The sequence below is a fragment of the Pantoea sp. YR525 genome (assembly GCF_900116775.1).
GTDB lineage: Bacteria > Pseudomonadota > Gammaproteobacteria > Enterobacterales > Enterobacteriaceae > Pantoea > Pantoea symbiotica.
This window is the reverse complement of sequence record NZ_FPBU01000009.1, coordinates 82,130-101,488: the sequence shown is the minus strand read 5'-3', so window position 1 is coordinate 101,488 and position 19,359 is coordinate 82,130. Positions and strand designations below refer to the sequence as shown.

Genomic DNA, 19,359 nt, shown 5'->3' with positions numbered 1-19,359 from the left:
CAATGAAAAAACATCTGTTAAGTGCCGGTATTCGTCATGCCCTGATTCTGGGTGGGGCACTGACGCTCTCTCAGCCGCTGCTGGCGGCGGAGAGCACTAATCCTGCGTTACAGGCGCTGTTCGATCAGGCGGCGTACTGGCACCAGAAAGCGCATGACGATTTGGCGAAAGCCTCGCTGCAGAAAGTGCTGATGGTTGAGCCAAATAACACGCAGGCGCTCTATCTGCTGGCGCTCTATTCGCAGCAGAGCGGCGGCACGGCGGAAGCGGCGCAGTGGCGTGCGCGCCTGAGCGCGGCCTCGCCGAACGATCCGCATCTCACCGAGCTGGATAACGCGCGCCAGCTGCAAACCATTCCGCAGGCGCAGCTGCAGCTGGCGCGCCAGCAGGCACGCAGCGGCAACATTGCGGCGTCGCTGCAAACCTGGCGTAACACCTTCAGCGGCAACGAGCCGCCGCCGAGCGTAGCTGCCGAATATTATCTCACCATGGCGGGCGATCGTTCGCTGCTGCCGCAGGCGGTGGAAGCGCTGCGTCAGTTCTCCGCCGATCATCCGCAGGATACCGGCGCCAAACTGGCGCTGGGTAAAGTGCTGACTTATCAGGAATCGACGCGTCGTCAGGGTATTGATGTGCTCGGCAGCCTGGCGGACGGTAACAAAGAAGCAGATCGTTCGCTGCGTCAGGCGCTGTTGTGGCTTGGTCCACAGGCGTCTGATGCGTCGCTGTACCAAACCTGGCAGCAGCGCCATCCACAAGATAACGCGGTGCTGGATTACTACCGTAAAAACGTCGGCGGCGCGGAGAAAGGTGCGGGCTTTACCGCGCTGAACAGCGGCGACGTCAGCAACGCGCAGAACAACTTTGAGAAAGTGCTGCAAGCCAACCCGCAAGATGCGGATGCGCTGGCCGGCATGGGCTATGTGGCCCAGCGTGCCGGACGTTATGCCGAAGCGGCGGATTACCTGACGCGCGCGGCGCAGTTGGGTGGCGATCAGAGCGACACGCGCCAGAAGCAGGCCGCCGATGCCCGCTTCTACGCGCAGCTGGCCACCGCGCAGCAGGCGCTGAAAAACGGTGATAGCGCGCAGGCGTTGGCGCTGAGCGAACCGCTGGCGCAGGCCGACGGTGAGAAAGGCGTCTCCGCCAAACTGTTCCGCGCCGATGTGCAGCGTCGCAGCAATCAGCTCGAACAGGCGGAGCAAACCTATCGTTCCATCCTGCAAAGCGATGCCAATAACCGCAATGCCAAAGAAGGCCTGTTCTACGTGCTGCGTCAGCAGAACCGTGGCGCAGAAGCCAACACCTTGCTGGCATCGCTGCCCGACAGCGTGCGTCAAAGCGTGGCACCGCGCGGCAGCAGCACCGATCCGATTCGTGCCCAGGCCAAACGTGAAGTGGCGGCGGGCAATAACAGCGCGGCTATCGCCACCTTGACCTCGGGTATTCAGCGCTATCCCAATGATGGCTGGCTGCGTCTCGATCTGGCGCGTATCTACCGCGCGCAGGGCGATAACATGATGGCGGCAAATATCATGCAGCCGACCATGCGCAGCGGTGCCAGCACTACAGAACTCTACGCGGGTGCGTTAAACGCCAGCGAAAGCAGCGCCTGGCAGCAGGCGAGTTTGTTGCTGTCACGCATTCCTAATAGCAGCAAAAACAGCGATATGCGCGAGCTGGCGCAGCGCGTCAACTTCAACCTGCAGATGGCCACCGCCGATCAGTATCTGGCGCAGGGCTCGAACGCCGCAGCGGCCAACACCTTGCGTGCGCTGGCATCGACGCCGCCAGCTAATCCGGTTGATGCCGGTAATCTGGCGCAGAAGCTGGCGAAAGCCGGCGATCTCACCACTGCGGTGTCCGTGGTGCGCAGCAACATGCAGCGCGGCATTCAGGGCAACGCCGGTGATTACGCCGCGCAGGTGGCGGTGCTGAATCAGGCCGGTCTGAACACCGAAGCGCAGAGCTTCCTCAGCAGCCCGGAACTGCAGGCACGCAGCACGCCAACTCAGCTGGCGGGCATCCGCAACGGCTACGTGATCAACGAAGTGGATCGCCTGCGCGAGCAGAAACAGTACGCTGCCGCTTACGACAAGCTGGTGGGCGCGCTGCAGCACGATCCGCAGAACCGCGATCTGATGTTCGCCATGGCGCGACTCTATCAGTCCGGCAAGATGAACAAAGAAGCGGGCGTGGTGTACGACTACCTGATGACGCAGGATACCGCGACGCAAGACGCGCGCACCGGCGCCATCAACGTGGCGCTGGCGCAGAATGACGTCAACAAAGCCAATACCTTAACGCGCGGCCTGCGCAATGAGCAGTCGCCAGATCGCTTGCTGCTGTTAGCCCGCGTGGCCGAAGCCAACGGCGAACACAGTCAGGCGATGAGCTATCTGCGCACCGCGCGCGGTCAGCTGATTGGTCTGCAGGGCGCTGAAACCGGCAGCGTGCCAAGCGTCGGTGGTTTGGCGCTGGCCGACAATCCGTTTATCAATCGCGGCACCTCGCCGGTGGGCCGTTCGCCGTCCAGCTATGGCGCGGTGATGCCGTGGCAGTCGGCTCCAGCGGCCACCAGCAGCGCCGAAGGCGTAACGCTGGCGAGCAACACACCGGCGATTCAGCAAAGCCAGACGCTGCATCAAATCGACAGCATGATGGACGATCTGCAAGAGAAAACCGGCACCTGGGTGCAAGGCGCAGTTCAGGTGCGTGGACGCGATGGCGAATCCGGTTTGAGTAAGTTAACTGAAGCTAAAGCGCCGCTCACCTTCTCCACCGTGCCGTTTGGCGATGCGCGCTTCGACTTCACCATGACGCCGGTTTCGCTGAGTGCTGGAAGCGCTTCGGGTGATGCATGGCGTCGCTTCGGTGCGAATCCGTTGATTCAAGGTATCGTGGTCGCCTCAGGTGACGCGAAAGTTGACGACGTGCCAAGTGCATCAACGGATTCTCAGCGAGCGTCTGGTGTTGAACTTAACATGGCGCTGAAAGGCGATAGCTACAAGATTGACCTTGGCAGCACGCCGCTGGGCCAGGATCTGAGTACGTTGGTGGGGGGTGTGCAGTGGTCACCGAAGTTAACTGATTTCCTTACATTGGTGCTGACCGGTGAACGTCGCGCCATGACTGACAGCTTACTTTCGTATGTGGGTGTCACCGATAAGGCAACCGGAACGAAATGGGGCCGGGTGACTAAAAACGGCGGTAACGCCTTGCTCAGCTATGACAACGGCGATGCTGGTTTCTATGCGGGCGCGGGAGCTTATAGCTATTTGGGTGAGAACGTCGCCAGCAATAAAAGTCTGAATGCGACAGCCGGTGCCTATGTGCGACCTTTCCATTACGACGATCGTGAGTTGAAAGTTGGCATGAGCCTTTCCTGGATGGACTTCTCGAAAAACCTCAGCTACTTCACCTATGGGCAGGGTGGATACTTCAGTCCGCAAGATTACGCATCGATCTCATTCCCGGTGGAGTTCTCACGTAAGTTTGATGACCTTAAAGTCAATGTGGGTGGTTCAGTGGGCTACCAGACTTATAGTCAAGACAAGAGCGCATACTTCCCGAATGATCCTGATGCGCAGAACGCCATGGATCAGCTCGTTTCATTGGGGTATGCCAAAGACTCTTATTACAAAGGCACCAGCAAAAACGGCATTGGCTACAACCTGCATGCCGGTGCGGATTATAAGATCAACAAAGATGTCACCGTGGGCGGTCAGCTCGGCTACGACACCTTTGGCGATTACAACGAAAGCACAGCCAATCTGTACTTCCGTTACATGTTCGGAGATTACTAATGAGTGAGCAAGTAACCGCACGCGTCAGCCATCCGCATCAGCCGGGCTGGTTTGATCTGGTGAGCGCGATGATTGAGAGCATGCTGGACAACGCGGGCGAGGAAGCGGAAGGCTTTCTCAACGGCGTCGGCGTATCGCTGGCAACGCGCTATCCTTTACCCGATGCGCGCACCGTGCAGGATCTGGAGCGTGAAATGAATTTGCAGCTGGCGCGCTTTAACTGGGGCTTTGTGCAGTTACAGCCGCAGGAGAATGCCATTCTGATTCAGCACCACGCGCTGCCGCAGGGCGACAGCAACGTCGGTGTTGAACGCTGGCAGCTGGCGCTGAGCGCAGTGCTGGCAGGCGTGTATGCGCAGTGGCTGCAGGCACAAGGCGGCAGCGCGGCGGTACCGGTGACGCTTGAGAACAACGACGGCGGCACGCTGCACTATCGATATCAATAGGAAGCTGTAATGAGAGTAATGCGGTTCTGGCGTCAATGGATGCTGTGTTTCATGGTGATGTTTTTTAGCGCGCAGGCAGCCGCAGATGGCTGGAGTACCTACAAAAGCCGTTTTATGGGCAGCGATGGCCGTATCAGTGATACGGCGAATAACAATGTCAGCCATACCGAAGGTCAGGGTTACGGCATGCTGCTGGCGGTGGCGCATGACGATCGCACCACCTTCGATCTGCTGTGGCAGTGGACGCGCACTCATCTGCGCAATCCGCAAAACGATCTGTTCTACTGGCGCTATACGCCGGGTGCTGCCAATCCGATTGCCGACAAAAACAACGCATCTGATGGTGATGTATTAATTGCCTGGGCGCTGCAGCGTGCGGCGCAGAAGTGGGGCGGCGATTACCAGCAAGCTTCCGACCGCATTCAGCGTGCGATCGTGAAGCTGAATGTGATCAGCTACGGCGGACACAAAGTGATGCTGCCGGGCGCGCAGGGTTTCAACAAAACCAGCTATGTGGTGCTCAATCCCTCCTATTTCCTGTTTGAGGCCTGGCGCGAGTTTGCTGAACACAGCCATTTGCGCATCTGGAATGAGCTGATTGATGACGGCATGGATTTGCTGGGCGATATGCACTTCGGTAAAACCGGCCTGCCGCTCGATTGGGTGGCGCTCAATGCCGATGGTTCGGTAGCACCTGCGGTGGGCTATTCCAATCGCTTCAGCTATGACGCGATCCGTATTCCGCTGAATATCTGGTGGTACGATGCACAAAGCCTGCGTCTGGTGCCGTTCCAGCGCGTCTGGCAAGGCTCAGCGCGTATGACTACGCCAGCCTGGTATGATGTGTTAGGCAATACGCCAGCGCCGTACAACATGGAAGGGGGGTTGTTAGCGATTCGCGATTTGACGCTGAATCAAACCGGTTACCTCAATGACCGTTTAGCGCCGGATCAAAACTACTTCTCCGCCAGCCTGCAACTACTGACCTGGATGGCGTATCAGGAAAAGCGGTAAGTCTCATCTTTGACCAGGTCGCCATGAATGGCGACCCTACAAAACCTGCACCTCATCCGTAGGGGCGCCATTTATGGCGACCTCACGACGGTGAAGCTGTTCGTTAATGTGACGCAAGCTCATGGAAGAATTTTGGATTGGCTTGAATCGTTGCCAGCACTTTTGCGGCCAGTCCGGTCGGATTGCGGCGTCCCGTTTCCCAACTTTTAATGGTATCGAGGCTGGTGCCGAGGACTTGCGCCATTTCGCTTTGCGAGACATTAAGCTGCATCCTGATGGCTTTTACGTCAGCCAACTCATAACGGGTTACGCGAGCAGGTTCGCTTTTACCATTTTTAATTTCTACAGCTTCTTCAAGCGATGCTTTCAGCTCATCAAAAAAACTCATGTTATACCTCGTCTTTTAATCGTTGGGTCAACTTCTTCAACTCGGCTTTTTCTGCATCCGTGAGGCTGTCTTTGGTATTTTTCGGGTAGGCCATTACCAGATAAATCACTTCAACGGTGGCCAGGAAATAAATCACCCTTGCACTGCCACTTTTGCCCTGATTACCCGTTGCCATCCTGATTTTTCGCAGGCCACCAGTATGTTGAATGAGATCACCTTTATCAGGTGACTCGATAAGCGTTTTTTGTAACTCCCTGAGTTCGTCATCCGTGGCGATTTGCTTTATCTGACGAGTAAATATCGGCGTTTCAATAAACTCAATCGCGTGACTCATCGGCTATCTCCTTTGCCTTTAAGGAGTACATTGTACACTAAACTGTGTGCCGTTAAAGACTTTCAGGCATCATGATTATTGTGAGTGATATTCGAAGCCGCTATTTAAAATCCGCATACGGCGTCAGCGGTTGTGGTGGCATATCCATATCGCCGTTCCAGCCGGACATGGAGTAGCGCATGAAAATCAAACCGTGGCTTGGGGTGTAATCCTTCGCCTGCTGAATATCCATCGCCAATCCCACCGACCAGTGCGGCGTAATGCGTCGCTCCACCAGCGCCTGCAGCGTGTAGCCAAAACCGGTACCCGAACTGCTGTCTGAGGTGGGATTGGACGCCAGCGTAAAGCCCGGATTGACCGGATAGCGCTGCTGCCCGTCGGTATGCGATTGCGACCAGGAAACTGAGCCGCCGAGATCAAACGACCAGTTTTCCGTGCGCTGGCGATAGGTCACCGGCACCGACAGCGAGAAATATTGCTGCGGGCTGTAATAGCCGCCCTGGCCGAAGGTGTAGTCGCTGAGATCCTTCTGGTAATGCCACAGCATGCTGTTCAGGCCAACGGTGGCGCGGCGATTATCTTCATTGATTAGCTTGTAGTAATAGCCCGCCATCAGGCGTTCACGGCTATTATCCGCGACGTTATCACCGCTGAGTTGATGTGCACTGATATCGCCCCACACGCCATGCGCGCCGCCCTGATCGTAACTGAGTCCGAGCGAGCCGCCGGTTGCCACCACGCCGCCCCAGGTTTTGCCGCCGTTCGCCGAGGGATCGCGTGCGCCTGCGTACGCCAGCAGCGAGCTGGAGATCGGCCGGCGTGATGCGGTGAACGTCAGGCCAATGTCTTTGACGTCGGTTTTCCAGCTGACGCCGCCGACCCAGTTGCTGGTCTCGAAGCCGAGCGGCGTAGTGCCGACATCAGCCGACCAACGATCGTTATGCCAGCCCACGCCCAGCGCGGTGCCTTCATCGCGCTGATTAAAGTCGCGGCTGCATCCACCAGAATTGTCATCATTACAGCTGCCGAATTGCTCGCTGTGGCTGCCGTTGATGGTGGAGAAGGTGCCGGCTGAAACCAGCACGTGATCGACACGCACAAAGCTGCGGCCATCGGCCAGCGGCGTTTCCGCCTGCATCATGGTGGTATGCGCGGTGAAATCGGAGGTGCCGCCGTTGCCTTTGTTGCGCGAGTAATCCTGCTCCAGCGTGAACGTGGTGTCCTGCTGGCGATACAGATCGGCGGCGTCGCTGCGGATGCTGCGTTTCAGCCAGTCATCCTGCGCCTGATTGCGGGTTAACGCCGTATATCTATCGTTATCCTGTGGCACATCCTGGCTGATGCCGCTTGCGGCCATCGCCAGCTGATAATCCTGCTGCGCTTGTGTGGGCTGTTGCAACTGCGTTTCCAGCCGCGCCGCATCGCGATACACCAGCGCTTTTTCCTGCGACGGTGCCAGTTTCGTCGCGCGGGTTTTCAGCTCAGCAAACATCTGTTGGGCACGATCCGCATCGCCACTGTTTTGCCAGGCCAACGCCACGCGTCGCCCGCTGTTGACGCTTTGCTGCGCTACGCTCGGCGGCAAGGTTTGTAACGCGCGTTGCGCTTCGGCAGGGCGTTTTAAGGCGATCAAGGCTTCGATGCGACCCAGCGCCGCATCGCCGTTTTTACTGTCTTGCTGCAGCACCTTTTGATAGCTCGCCAGCGCGCTGCGGGCATCGCCGCGCTCCAGCGCCCAATCGGCCAGCGTGATATCGCGGCGGATGGATGCGGGTTGCTGTTTCAGCAGCGCAATCGCCGCCGTTTCATCGCCGCGCGTGCGTAAATCACTGGCGCGGGTAAACACTTTGTCCTGCTCGAGACGATCGGCCAGCTCATGCATGTTGCTGTCCCAGCGCGAAGTGGGCAAGCGATGCAAGGTCGCCAGCGCCGCGTCATCGCGGTCGCCGGAAGCCAGCCACAGCGCCGAGGCATACAGCGCGGCGGGTTCCTGTGGATGCTGGCGCACCATCGCGTCCATCACTTGCGCGCCCTGCGTTTCTTCGCCGCCGTTGCGCAGCGCACCAGCCAGTCGATAGGCCAGCCAGATATCATCAGGATTTGCCTGCGCCGCCTGGCGATATTTCTCCGCCGCCTGATGCCATTGGCCTTGCTGCGCCAGCGTATCGGCTTCGGCCATCAGCGCATCGGTACGCAGCTGTAGCAGACGACTTTTCGCCGTGCTATTGCTGCGATCCAGCCGCAGCGCCTGCTGCCAATAACTTTCTGCCTGCGCTGAGTTCTTACGCGCCAGCGCCGCATCTCCCAGGCCTATCAGCGCCCAGCTATCGCGATTATCCAGCGCTTGTGCGCTGCGGTAATAACGTTCCGCTGTTGCGATGTCGCCTTTTTTCAGCGCCGCATCACCGTTGTTGATCGCCAGCCAGTAACGGTTGGTTTGCAGCAGCGACTGCCACTTGCCGATCTGCGTGCTGGCCTGGCCGGCCTGAATCGCTTTCTCCAGCCAGCTAATGGCGGCGGCGCGATTGTTGGCTCGCGCCTGCGCCTGGCCCATCGCGCCCATCAGTTCAGCATCGTTGGGATTGGCTTTTAACGCGGCATTGAGTGCGGCAATCGCATTTGCGCCGCCACCGGCATCCACCAGCGCCAAACCACGCATGCGCTGGCGATACGCGGGATCGGCGAGGAGTTTTTGCTGACGCGCCAGCTCTTGCTGACCGCGCTGCTGGGCATCGCCTTCGGTGAAGGTTTGCAGATATTGCTGCAGGCTGGCGACGCTGCTTTCGCTCACCGGCTGATTCTGGATCTGCTGTAACCACAGCTCGGAAGCGGCATCGCGCCCGCCGTTGCGGTTGGCGAGACGACGCAGCTGCGTAAAGGCTTCGCCCGGCTGATTGTTATCAAACGCCATGCGCGCCAGTTGCAGTTCGACGCCGATGTTGCCGGGATAGCGCTGCTCCAGCGCCTGCAACTGTTGATACGCTTGCGGCTGCTGGCCGGGTAAACGCGCCACCAACCGCCAATACTCCAGCTCGGTATTCACATCGGGGAATACGCCGTGGAACAGCGCGTCCCACGCGGCTTTGGCTTCGGCGACGTGTCCGGCGGTGGCCAGCAAGCGCGCCTGCTGCAGCTGCTGACGACCTTCTGCGGTCACCAAACGCAATCCGGCTGCCGATTCGCGCGTAGCGGCGGCATTCGGTGCCACGCGCTTCAATTCATCCAGCAGTTTTTGCGCTTTGGCCTGATCGCCCTGACGCAGCGCCATGCGGATTTGCGCCGCCAGCACCTGCGGATTATCAGGATCGATTTTTTCCAGCCGATAGAGCGATTGCTGAACCAGATCGAGTTTGTTGGTCGATTCGCCGGTGCGAATCTGCATCAGCAGCCACTCGACCGGCGAAACCTGTGGACCGATCGGGGCAGCCGCCGAACCTGCTAACACCCCGAGCGTGCTGCCAATCAGCAATCCAAGCTGCAGTTTATTCATCGTCATCCAGCTCGGCCAGACGGCGACGGCTTACCATGCGCATTAAACGCCACGCCATCAGCGCAAACAGAATTACCACCACAACCGCGCAAATCGCCAGCCACACCGGATGGGTTGCCAGCAGATTCCACAGACGTTCCCACCACGGCAGGTGACCAACGTAATAGGTTTCGCCGACGCGAATGCTATTCACGCCTGACTCACGGATCACCGTGGCGGAGCCGAACACCGCCGCGCGTTTGCCGCTGTCGAGCAGCGCGTTATTCAGCAATTCCCAGCCGCGTGGGCTGTCGGCCAGCAGCGCCACGACGCTGCGTTGATCGTTGAACGGTGACTGGAAGCCAACAATGGCGCCCATCGGCCCGCGTGAGCTGATGGTGGTTTGGCTTTCCACGGCGCGTTCACTGTCAGAAATTGGCACGTTTGCCGCAGCATTGGCACGTGCGGGCATGCTGATCCAGCTGCGTGCGGCATCGGCCAGCAGCGGGATCTTAGTATCGTCCTGCAGATCCTGCGGAATGCCGCCGATCATCAACATATCCGCATCCGCTGATTTCGCTTTGCTCCAGTCATCGCTCATCTGCACGCGCAGCGCCGGATAACCGGTTTGCGCGCCGATGCTGCCGAGCGCATTGAGCAGCGTGCTGACTTCGTCATTGCTCGGTTTAGGCTGCACCAGCACCAGCGTTTGCGCCAGATCGGCGAAGCGGCTATACGGGAAACCGGCGTTGGCGAACGCACCCAGCGACGGCATTTCGATGTAATGGCGATAGCCGGAGAAATCGATGCTTGAGGTATCGTCGATCACCACGTGATGTCCAACGGCGGTGACGGTTTCGCAGCGGCCATCGGCGGTGCCACCAATAAAGGTGTTGGCGTAATCAAAGTTAAAGCGCAGCTGATTCACCACACCGAGGCGCAGCGCCGGAATGGTCAACTGGCGATTGCTGTCCTGCAAACCCTGCATCAGCGGGATGCGCATCAGCTGCTGACCGGCGGTATCTTTCTGCGTCAGCGGATAATCCTGCATGAACTGATTGTTGAGATGCACCGCGAGGCGCGAGCCATCCTGCTGAATCGGCGAGGTGTAGCGATAACGCAGATCCATATCGATACCGCGTGCGCGCACCAGGAACAGATCCGGTGGTAGATTCAGCGTCAGGCTGATCGGATTCGGCTGCAAACCATCGCCTTGTAGCTGGTTTTGATACTGCGTCAGCTCGGCAAAGGTAGTGCGGCGATCGGTGCGCACCCAGTTCGGTGCATCGTACGCCTGGCGCGCGGCCAGCAGTTTTACGCTGTCAATGGTTGAGGTGTCGCCGCGCAGCAGCAGCTGACCTTGTGCAATCCCTTCCACCGCAGTTAACAGATCCTGATCGTCGCGACCCAGAATCAGCAGCATCTTCTCGTACGGATTGTCCGGCTGATTCACCATCTCCACCGTCGGTTTCTCCACCGGTGGCAGGTCTTTCAGGAAGTCGGGACGATGATCGTTGGTGGCAAACACCACCGCATGCTGCTCTTTGGGCAGCTGGTTATACAGCACCGGGAAAGATTGTCCGCGCCACTGCGCTTTGCTGCCAAACCATGAAGCCAGAATCCCGGCCGCACGCTGTTGCAGCAGATTCGGCTGGGCGTTGAAGACCATCGGCAGCTGCAGCGGGCGGCTGTCGCGCGTATCAAAGAACGGCTCCGGGAAATGCGACAGGTCGTTCTTCAGCGGCAGCTTTTGCAGCGTCAAATCGAGTTTGCTGGCTTTGCCGATATCCAGCCAGATAGTGCTGTTGGCCGGGTTTTCACACACGTTGGCGTAGTGACCAACCAGTTCAAGGCGCACGCGGTTGAAGTCGCTGATAAAGCGCGGATCGATAGGGATCTGCGTTTGATTCTCTTTGCCAAGCTGATCGGCGGTGACGGTCACCAACCCCACCAGTTCATCGTTGAGATAGACCTTAAGCTGCGACAGCGTGGGAATCAGCGCTGGCGACGGACGATAGCTCAGATTGAGCAGCGCGCGCGTCACCACTTCATCGCTGCGCACGCCAAACTCAATCTGGCTGCTCGGTTCGGTACCGCGCAGCGTCATGCTGCCGGGCGGCGGTGCGACCTGATTAAACACCAGCTGACTGTCACGCAGCGGCGCGTTGGCATCGACCAGCGCGTTCACCTCCGGTAACGGCTGCGGCGCATTGATGGCGCCAGAGGTCTGTGGCGCGGCCTGCACCACAGCTACGCAGCCCAGCATCAGGGCGGTGAACCAACTCAGTTTTTTCGTCATGGTCATATCATCAACTTAAGTAAAATCGGTTTTGATCGTCGCGGGCTGGCGGTCAATACGCTGCGGTAGCAGTGTCGCCAGCCAGCTCACCAACGCGGTGAGCCCACGGAATAAACGGCGCAGCGGTGCAGGGCCATACTCGGCCAGACGCAGATAGCCTTTAAAACCCAGCACCATAATGTCGGCCAGACTTTGCACCGGTTTGTCTTCCGGGAAGCCGTCCTGCCACAGCGCCCAGGTATCGGCGCGGGCGAAAGTGCATTGAATAAATTCAATGTGTTGACGCGTGCTGAGTTGATGCAAACGAATGCCGGCGCGACGGCCAAACACGCGCTGCACCTGACACGGGAAACTGAACTCTTGCTGACCACGGCGCAGCAGCAGCGACACGGTTTCGTCCTCTTTCAACGCATCGGCTTCACGCAGCTCAACGCCGACGCCGCCGTCGGAATAGTCGCGCAATGTGCACGGCACCATGTGTCCATCCTCACGCGCGATGGCGGCGGGCATGGCAATTTCCACACGATGCGCTTCGCGGATTTGGCGCGCTTCAACCGAAACCGCCACCGCGCCGCCGAGGATAATCATGTTGTAAATCACCCATACCAGGCTGACCCAAATGGTGAGCATTTCGTTGGCCGGACCGTACGCCATGCGCCAGAAGGCCATGCCGATACCGGCGATATTCAGCAGCACCAGCATCATGTACGGTTTGGTAATCACCCAATCGAGATGACGCTCAGCCACCAAACCGCCTTTGGCAGTAACGTTGAACTTGCCTTTGTGCGGATTGAACAGCGCCACCGTGGTTGGCCGCGCGATGTACCACGCCAGCACGGTTTCATACACCTCGCTCCAGAATGAATGTCGCCAGCGGCCCTGAATGCGCGAGTTGGTCAAACTGGTGTGCAGCATGTGCGGCAGCACGTAGATGGCGATCGCCAGCGCGGGCGCGTAAATGATGTAGGCGTGGAACAGCAGAAACGCCAGCGGTGCCAGCAGGAAGATCAGGCGCGGAATCCCGGCGAGAAAGTGCAGCATGGCGTTGGCGTAACACAGGCGCTGCACCAGCTTTAACCCTTTGCCAAACAGCGGGTTATCGAGGCGGAAAATCTGCACCATGCCACGCGCCCAGCGGATACGCTGGCCAATATGCGCGGACAAACTCTCGGTGGCCAGACCGGCAGCCTGCGGAATACGGATATACGCCGAGGTGTAACCCTGACGATGCAGGCGCAGCGAGGTGTGCGCATCTTCGGTGACGGTTTCTACCGCAATGCCGCCGATCTGATCCAGCGCGGTACGGCGCAATACGGCGCAGGAGCCGCAGAAGAACGCTGCATCCCAGGTATCGTTGCCATCCTGCACCAAACCGTAGAACAGCGAACCTTCGTTAGGCGTCTGGCGGAAGCGGCCGAGGTTACGTTCGAACGGATCGGGCGAGAAGAAGTGGTGCGGTGTTTGCAGCATCGCCAGCCGATGATCTTTCAGGAACCAGCCCATGGTCAGCTGCAGGAATGAGCGCGTCGGCACATGGTCGCAGTCGAAAATCGCCACATATTCGCTGCGGCACACCGCTTTCAAAGCATGGTTGATGTTGCCCGCTTTGGCATGTTCGTGAGTAGGGCGCACCACGTAATTGACGCCAACGCTGGCGGCAAACTCGCGGAACTCTTCGCGCGTGCCGTCATCCAGCAGGTAGATATTCAGTTTGTCCTGCGGCCAGTCGATGCCCATCGCCGCGTAGATGGTCGGTTTCACCACGCTGAGCGGTTCGTTGTAGGTCGGCACCAGAATATCGACGCTCGGCCACGAGGTAATTTCCGGCGGCATCGAGACCGGCTGACGATTGAGCGGCCACAGCGTCTGGAAATAACCCAGCACCAATACCGCCCACGCATAGGTTTCGGCACCAATCAGCAGCAGGCCAAACGTCAGGCTGAGCGGATCGTCCCAGTTGAGGGTTTCGGTATAGCGCCACCACAGATAACGGCAGGAAATCGTCAGCGATAACACGATCAACATGATAGTAGACAAGCGCCCCGGCACGCGCCGCACCAGCATCGCCAATCCCCATAACAGCAGCACGAAGACAAACTGCGTGGTGATGCCGAAGGGTTGCGAAATGCACAGTAACGCCAGCAGGCTGGCAACAACAGCCGCCACGATAAACAGCAGCTGGCGCAACCACGCGGGCAGCGCCTGAATACGTTGTTCGCTGCGCTGGGCAAAACGGTTGTGTTCCAGCCGTGCTGGCAGCGCGCCGAGCCATTGATACAGCCGTTCGCGCCAGCGGAACAGCGGCTTGACGCTGAAACTTTTACGCGTGCGCTTGTCGAGCGGCAATACCAGCATCAACCACAGGCTTTGCAGTGCATAGCGCAGCGAGTCAAGCGGTCGCGGTCGCAGCGGCGAAATTTGCGGATAGTAACGCTGACGATGTTGCAGGATGCGCTGCCAGCCGGGAGTTTCCAGCCGCAACAGCGACCACGCCAGCACGCACCACATCAGATGCAGTGCGATGGTGAAGCGGCCCGCGCCATGCTGATGCGCCAGCTGTGCGCGGCGTTGCAGTGCCTGCCACGCTTGCGGCATCAGCAGCCAGCGTAATGGATTCACGCCACGCCTCCCGCCACATTAAGCAGCAGCCAGTTGGCCAGCGTGTTGATCTCTTCACTGGCCAGCGCATGCGGCCGATATTCGCCCACCGGCTGTTTCATCATCAGCGCTTCCGCCAGCGCTTCATCGCGGTGGATGACCTGTGGAATCAGGTTCTTCAGCGAGCTGATCCACAGCTGATGCAGATCCTGCTGCAGCTGGCTGTTGGCGTTGAACTGGTTAATCAGGAACAGCGTGTGCGCAGGAAAACGCGCGTGGTGCAGACGCAACTGGCAGTTGGCATCCAGCGTCAGCACCTGCAGCAAACGATCGGCTGCGGCAACAAAAGATCGCTGCCACGGCAACAGATCCGCTGGGATGTCGAAAATAATCCAGTCGTAGTGCGATTTCAGGGCCGGTAACGCATTTAGCAGCGGTGCGGCAAATTCTGAGTTGATATTGCTGATGTTGGCGCTCTGTTGCGGCGTGAGTGCGCCAAACGGCAGAAAATCCAGCCCCGCTTGATAGCGCTGTGCGCACTGCTGCCACGCTTGCTGTTCGAGCAGCGCAGGTGCCCAGCCCTGAGTGTGGGTGAGCGGCAAATTGAAGTGGGCAGCCAGTTGATTTACCGGGGAAAAGTCGATAACCAGTACCGATTGCTGCAGCGCGTTAAACGCCCAGCCGAGCGCGGCGCTCAGCGAACTGGCGCCACAGCCGCCACGCAATCCTTGTAATGCAATAACTGGCATTAACGTTCTGACTCCTGTGCCGCGCTTATTTCACGCAGCAATGGCCAGCGCGTCATAATGTTATTAAGTCGCGCTTCGCGGGCAATATCAATGTAGCGAAATGCCTTAAGGGAAAAGGCATCACTCAAAGCGGTAATGTCATCGTGCTCTTCGCTGCTAGCAGCATTCAGCGAAAATGCATTCTCTGTTTTCATTATTTTTTTGCCACCAAAAAATCGACAACGGATGAATTGTGGTTCTATTTTTTGTAAAGTTTAAACCTGAAGTAAAGACAAATGCTATCCACAGATCAATGTGATTTGCATTAATAGGCTATTTTTTTATTTCACCGGTTCCAATTGTGGCTGTGTGGATTAAACTAGCCTGGATTGTATCGATCGCGAATAAAATATGAAAAATCATTATGCGCTTGGCCTGCAGCAGATTCAGCAGGAATTAAATACTCTGCAGAATCCAGGGTTTTACTGGATTACCAGCCAGCGTCAGGAAGATGCAAGAATGCTTTTACGTCAGGTGGTTAGCCAGCAAAAGGCGGCTACGCTGATCAGCGCAGACGAGAAACCGCAGGCGCTGCTGACGCCCGATCCCATCGGCGGTCCAGCGCGTATGCCGTTATATTCACTGCCGGCGAATAAAAGCAGCTTACAGCAGTTGGAGAGTGATTTTTCCCGCATGCTGAATAGCCGTAGCGGCCTGGTGATTTTTTATAGTAATGCCGCGTTGTGGGGAAAATTATCGCCCGATGAGTTGACCATTTGGCTTAAGCGCATGCGTCGATTGATAACTAAAAAACAAATCACGCTGTTAATGATCACCTCCGGCACGTCAATAATTCACTTACGTAATCATCTGCAAGCTTATTTTCGCCAGCTTGATGGTCTCGCGCATTTAGAGTTTCAGCAGGACAGTTGGCAATATCGAATTAACTGGTGGTATGCGGCAGATAAATTACTGGCCGATCGTGCTATCCGTTTGAGTTGCGGTGATAATCAATTTATTGCCGAAAATGATGCAGAACAAAATATTCCATTAAGCCGCAATGATGAAAACCAATTCCTTGCGCAAGAAGGTGTGCTGGAAGGCGCACCGCCACTTTCTGTGCAGTGGCAATTATTTAGTGACAATGAAAGCGTGTTCTCGCGTGCCCAGCAGGCAAATGCGGCAACCGTCATCTTTAGCCTGGTCCATAACCAAGACATTAATTCTTTAGCAACCATGGTCCATAGTCTGCGCCGTTCACGCGGTAGCGCGCTTAAGATTGTGGTGCGCGAAATCAGTACCACGCTACGCTACAGTGATGAGCGTTTGCTGCTGGCCTGCGGGGTGAATGCCATCGTGCCGACGGCGGCCAGCCTGTCGCGTTTTCTTACCACGCTGGAAGGGATTCAGGGGCAACAGTTCTCGCGCCATGTGCCTGCCAATCTCAACGCCCTGATGCAGGCGCTGCAGCCATTGCAGCAGAAAGGCTATTTACCTCTGGACGCGTTTTGCGCGGCGGTGCAGCAGCTAATGGCCAACACGTTGCTGCCGGAAAATGACAAAGGTTTGCTTGTGGCGCTGCGTGCGGTGCCGCAGCTGAAACCCGAACAGATTCTGACGCTGTGCAAACCGCGCCGCTTCGGCGATTTGGTGACGCTGGTGAACGACCGCATCTATCTGTTCCTCTCTTCGTGCCGCTTCAACGACTTGGATATCGCGCTTAAATCAATCTTCTCCTTGCCGCATGACGAGCTGTTTAGCAATCGCATCGTCTGGTTTGAAGATAATCAGATCGTGTCGGAGGCGGACAAAATTCGTCAGCTGACATCGGTGGTACAGCGCGACAGACAAGCCGCGCCGCTGGCCGCTGTGCCAGTCGCTACGCAGGCCGACGTGCCTGAGCGCGGAGCACAAACGCCGCAGCCGATTACCCTCAACCTCGACGGAGTAAGCCACTAATGACACTGATGGATTGGGTGCAGGTGGCGATCCTGCTGTTACTGATTTTACTGTTCCTGAGATCACTGTTTGGTCGCGGGCTCACGCGCAGCGGCACCAATCCGCTGCTACGTTTGTTGCCAACGCGCGCATTGAAATCAGAAGGACAGTGGCAACGCAAAACCAATAAAACGGATAAACATGAATAACAGATTCACGATGCACGGTTCGTGGTGGCGCGGCCTCGGTGGCTGGAACTTTTACTTCCTGATTAAATTTGCGCTGCTGTGGTACGGCTACCTCAATTTCCACGCGCTGAGTAATCTGGTGTTTCTGGCGTGGCTGCTGTTCCCGCTGCCGAACGCGCGGCTGCATCGTCTGCGTCAGTGGATTTCGCTGCCAATTGGCATTGCGCTGTTCTGGCACGATACCTGGCTGCCGGGACTCAACTCGATCATGAGCCAGGGCAGTCAGCTGGCGGGCTTCTCGCCCAGTTACTTGCTCGACCTTGCCAATCGCTTTATCAACTGGGAGATGATTGGCGCGGGCTTTGTGCTGCTGGTGCTGTATCTGTTTGTCGCGCAGTGGATTCGAGTCACCGTGCTGGTGTCGCTGATGCTGATCTGGCTCAACGTGCTGACGATCGCCGGACCGGCAATGAATTTACTGCCGAGCAGCGCCGCTACGCCGACGGTGAAGCTCAACGATACGCCATCGGCGAAAGCGCCAGATGGCCTCGATCAATCCGCGCCGCCAACCAGCGCCAATCTTACCGCGTGGCTTAACCGTTTTTACGACGCCGAGCGCCAGCGTTCAACGCACTTCCCGGACGCATTGCCTGCCGATTCGCAGCCGTTCGATATTCTGGTGATCAATATCTGTTCGCTGTCATGGTCGGATTTGAATGTCGCGCAGCTGCGCAATCATCCGCTGTGGCAGCACTTCGATATTCTGCTCAACAACTACAACTCTGCCACCGGTTACAGCGGCCCGGCGGGGATTCGTCTGCTGCGTGCCAGCTGCGGCCAGAGCTCGCACAGCGATCTGTACAAAGCCACCGATCAGCGCTGCTATCTGTTTGATAATCTGGCCAAGCTGGGCTTTAAACAGCAGTTGATGATGGATCACACCGGCGTGTTTGGTAACTATCTCAAAGAGCTGCGTGAAGAGGGCAATCTGCAGGCGCCGTTGATGTCGCAGGCGGGTATCGCGCCGGAAGTGACGTCGTTTGATGGCTCGCCGGTATTTAATGATGCGCAGTTGATGCAGCGCTGGCTCGACGATCGCACCAAGAGCAGCGATGCGCGCTCCGCCACCTTCTATAACCTGATTCCGCTGCACGACGGTACGCGCGAGCTCGGCAGCACGCGCAGCGCCGACTGGCAGCCGCGCGCCAAAGTGCTGTTTGATCAGCTCGATGCTTTCCTGACTAATCTGGAGAAATCGGGGCGTCGCGTGATGGTGCTGGTGGTGCCGGAACACGGCGCGGCGCTGCAGGGCGATAAGATGCAGATGTCAGGATTGCGTGACATCCCAAGTCCGGATATCACCCATGTGCCGGTCGGCATTAAGTTTGTCGGCATGAAAGCTCCGCATCAGGGCCAGCCGCTCAGCGTGGAGACGCCAACCAGCCTGATGGCGATCTCGGAAATCGTCTCACGCGTGGTGGATGGTCAGGTGTTTAACGCGCCGAACGTTAATATGTCGGTGCTGACCGATAATCTGCCGCAGACGCCGGTGGTATCGGAGAACGACAATGCGGTGGTGATGATGTATCAGGGCAAACCGTGGATCCGCCTGAACGGCGGCGATTGGGTGCCGTATCCGCAGTAGGTTGCCATTCGTGGCGTAATGCCGCTCAGTTAAGCGCAGAGCGACTTTCGTTCGCCATGTGCTGAGGCAGTTGCAGCACCTACGTGCGGCGACCGAGCAGAGGACGCCTGGCCGCGCCCTCTGCACTCCCGGGCCCTGCGCCAGCCCAACCCGCCGCTGCGCGGTACCTTCACTCATTCACGATTCCTGACGGACCGGTGTCGATTCGCTCCTGCTCAGCGCCACCTCTCGCCGCATCCATGCGGCTCGCCCTGGAATCCCTCACTCGCTCAGCGGTTTGGGATGTCGCCTCAACACCCACGCTGCAGCATCAGTGCATTTTCCTGACTCATCATCGCTACAAATCCCGTAGGGTCGCCATTCATGGCGACCTGGTGCGCATAAATGCGCACCCTACGAAAAACTAAACCCATTATCTTAATCACAGGCGGAGGTGTTGGGCGGCGAGCGATAAGCGAGTACGGCGCAGGCCTCCATTCGCGCGGGCCAAAACCTGCATAATTCCG

Annotated in this window: 13 protein-coding genes; 6 read left to right on the top strand and 7 right to left on the bottom strand. The window is 57.9% G+C overall.

Features of this window, described 5'->3' with window-relative positions; all coding sequences use genetic code 11:
* The first annotated feature begins 2 nt into the window (after nt 1-2).
* From BM323_RS18610 to BM323_RS18600, 3 genes are read left to right on the top strand one after another with little or no spacing between them, the layout of a single operon-like run.
* Nucleotides 3-3,806, top strand: a complete 3,804-nt coding sequence (locus BM323_RS18610; protein WP_008104596.1) for a cellulose biosynthesis protein BcsC — start codon at nt 3-5, stop codon at nt 3,804-3,806.
* A complete protein-coding gene (gene bcsD / locus BM323_RS18605; RefSeq protein ID WP_008104594.1) occupies nt 3,806-4,252 on the top strand; it encodes a cellulose biosynthesis protein BcsD in 447 nt (148 codons plus the stop codon). The genes BM323_RS18610 and bcsD overlap by 1 nt, the downstream gene beginning before the upstream one ends.
* Before the next feature lie 9 nt (nt 4,253-4,261).
* Nucleotides 4,262-5,266, top strand: a complete 1,005-nt coding sequence (locus BM323_RS18600) for a glycosyl hydrolase family 8 (protein WP_008104593.1) — start codon at nt 4,262-4,264, stop codon at nt 5,264-5,266.
* 103 nt (nt 5,267-5,369) lie between these two features.
* Here BM323_RS18600 and nadS read toward each other — a convergent pair whose 3' ends face one another.
* From nadS to bcsR, 7 genes are all read right to left on the bottom strand, one after another.
* Nucleotides 5,370-5,654 carry a NadS family protein gene (nadS, locus tag BM323_RS18595; protein WP_008105652.1) on the bottom strand — a complete coding sequence of 95 codons (285 nt, stop codon included), beginning with the start codon at nt 5,652-5,654 and terminating at the stop codon, nt 5,370-5,372.
* A gap of 1 nt (nt 5,655) precedes the next feature.
* The gene (locus BM323_RS18590; protein ID WP_008105654.1) at nt 5,656-5,988 is read right to left on the bottom strand and encodes a type II toxin-antitoxin system RelE/ParE family toxin; all 333 of its coding nucleotides are present in this window, start codon (nt 5,986-5,988) and stop codon (nt 5,656-5,658) included.
* Between the two features lie 100 nt (nt 5,989-6,088).
* The gene (bcsC, locus tag BM323_RS18585; protein ID WP_008105656.1) at nt 6,089-9,478 is read right to left on the bottom strand and encodes a cellulose synthase complex outer membrane protein BcsC; all 3,390 of its coding nucleotides are present in this window, start codon (nt 9,476-9,478) and stop codon (nt 6,089-6,091) included.
* Nucleotides 9,471-11,756, bottom strand: coding sequence for a cellulose biosynthesis cyclic di-GMP-binding regulatory protein BcsB (gene bcsB / locus BM323_RS18580; protein WP_036648637.1), 2,286 nt, complete (start codon nt 11,754-11,756; stop codon nt 9,471-9,473). Before bcsB ends, bcsC begins: the two co-directional genes overlap by 8 nt.
* Nucleotides 11,757-11,771: 15 nt before the next feature.
* Nucleotides 11,772-14,375: a UDP-forming cellulose synthase catalytic subunit gene (gene bcsA, locus BM323_RS18575; RefSeq protein ID WP_008105660.1), complete on the bottom strand. Its 2,604-nt coding sequence runs from the start codon at nt 14,373-14,375 to the stop codon at nt 11,772-11,774.
* Nucleotides 14,372-15,103: a cellulose biosynthesis protein BcsQ gene (gene bcsQ / locus BM323_RS18570; protein ID WP_008105662.1), complete on the bottom strand. Its 732-nt coding sequence runs from the start codon at nt 15,101-15,103 to the stop codon at nt 14,372-14,374. The genes bcsA and bcsQ overlap by 4 nt, the downstream gene beginning before the upstream one ends.
* On the bottom strand, nt 15,103-15,297 hold the full coding sequence (bcsR, locus tag BM323_RS18565) for a cellulose biosynthesis protein BcsR (RefSeq protein WP_008105663.1): 195 nt from the start codon (nt 15,295-15,297) through the stop codon (nt 15,103-15,105). The genes bcsQ and bcsR overlap by 1 nt, the downstream gene beginning before the upstream one ends.
* 196 nt (nt 15,298-15,493) lie before the next feature.
* Between bcsR and bcsE the strand changes: the two genes are divergently transcribed.
* Genes bcsE through bcsG form a run of 3 tightly spaced genes read left to right on the top strand, consistent with a single transcriptional unit; the run spans nt 15,494 to nt 18,853 of the window.
* The gene (gene bcsE, locus BM323_RS18560; protein WP_008105665.1) at nt 15,494-17,041 is read left to right on the top strand and encodes a cellulose biosynthesis protein BcsE; all 1,548 of its coding nucleotides are present in this window, start codon (nt 15,494-15,496) and stop codon (nt 17,039-17,041) included.
* A complete protein-coding gene (locus BM323_RS18555; RefSeq protein WP_008105667.1) occupies nt 17,041-17,229 on the top strand; it encodes a cellulose biosynthesis protein BcsF in 189 nt (62 codons plus the stop codon). The genes bcsE and BM323_RS18555 overlap by 1 nt, the downstream gene beginning before the upstream one ends.
* On the top strand, nt 17,222-18,853 hold the full coding sequence (gene bcsG, locus BM323_RS18550; RefSeq protein WP_008105669.1) for a cellulose biosynthesis protein BcsG: 1,632 nt from the start codon (nt 17,222-17,224) through the stop codon (nt 18,851-18,853). The genes BM323_RS18555 and bcsG overlap by 8 nt, the downstream gene beginning before the upstream one ends.
* The last annotated feature ends 506 nt before the right edge of the window (nt 18,854-19,359 follow it).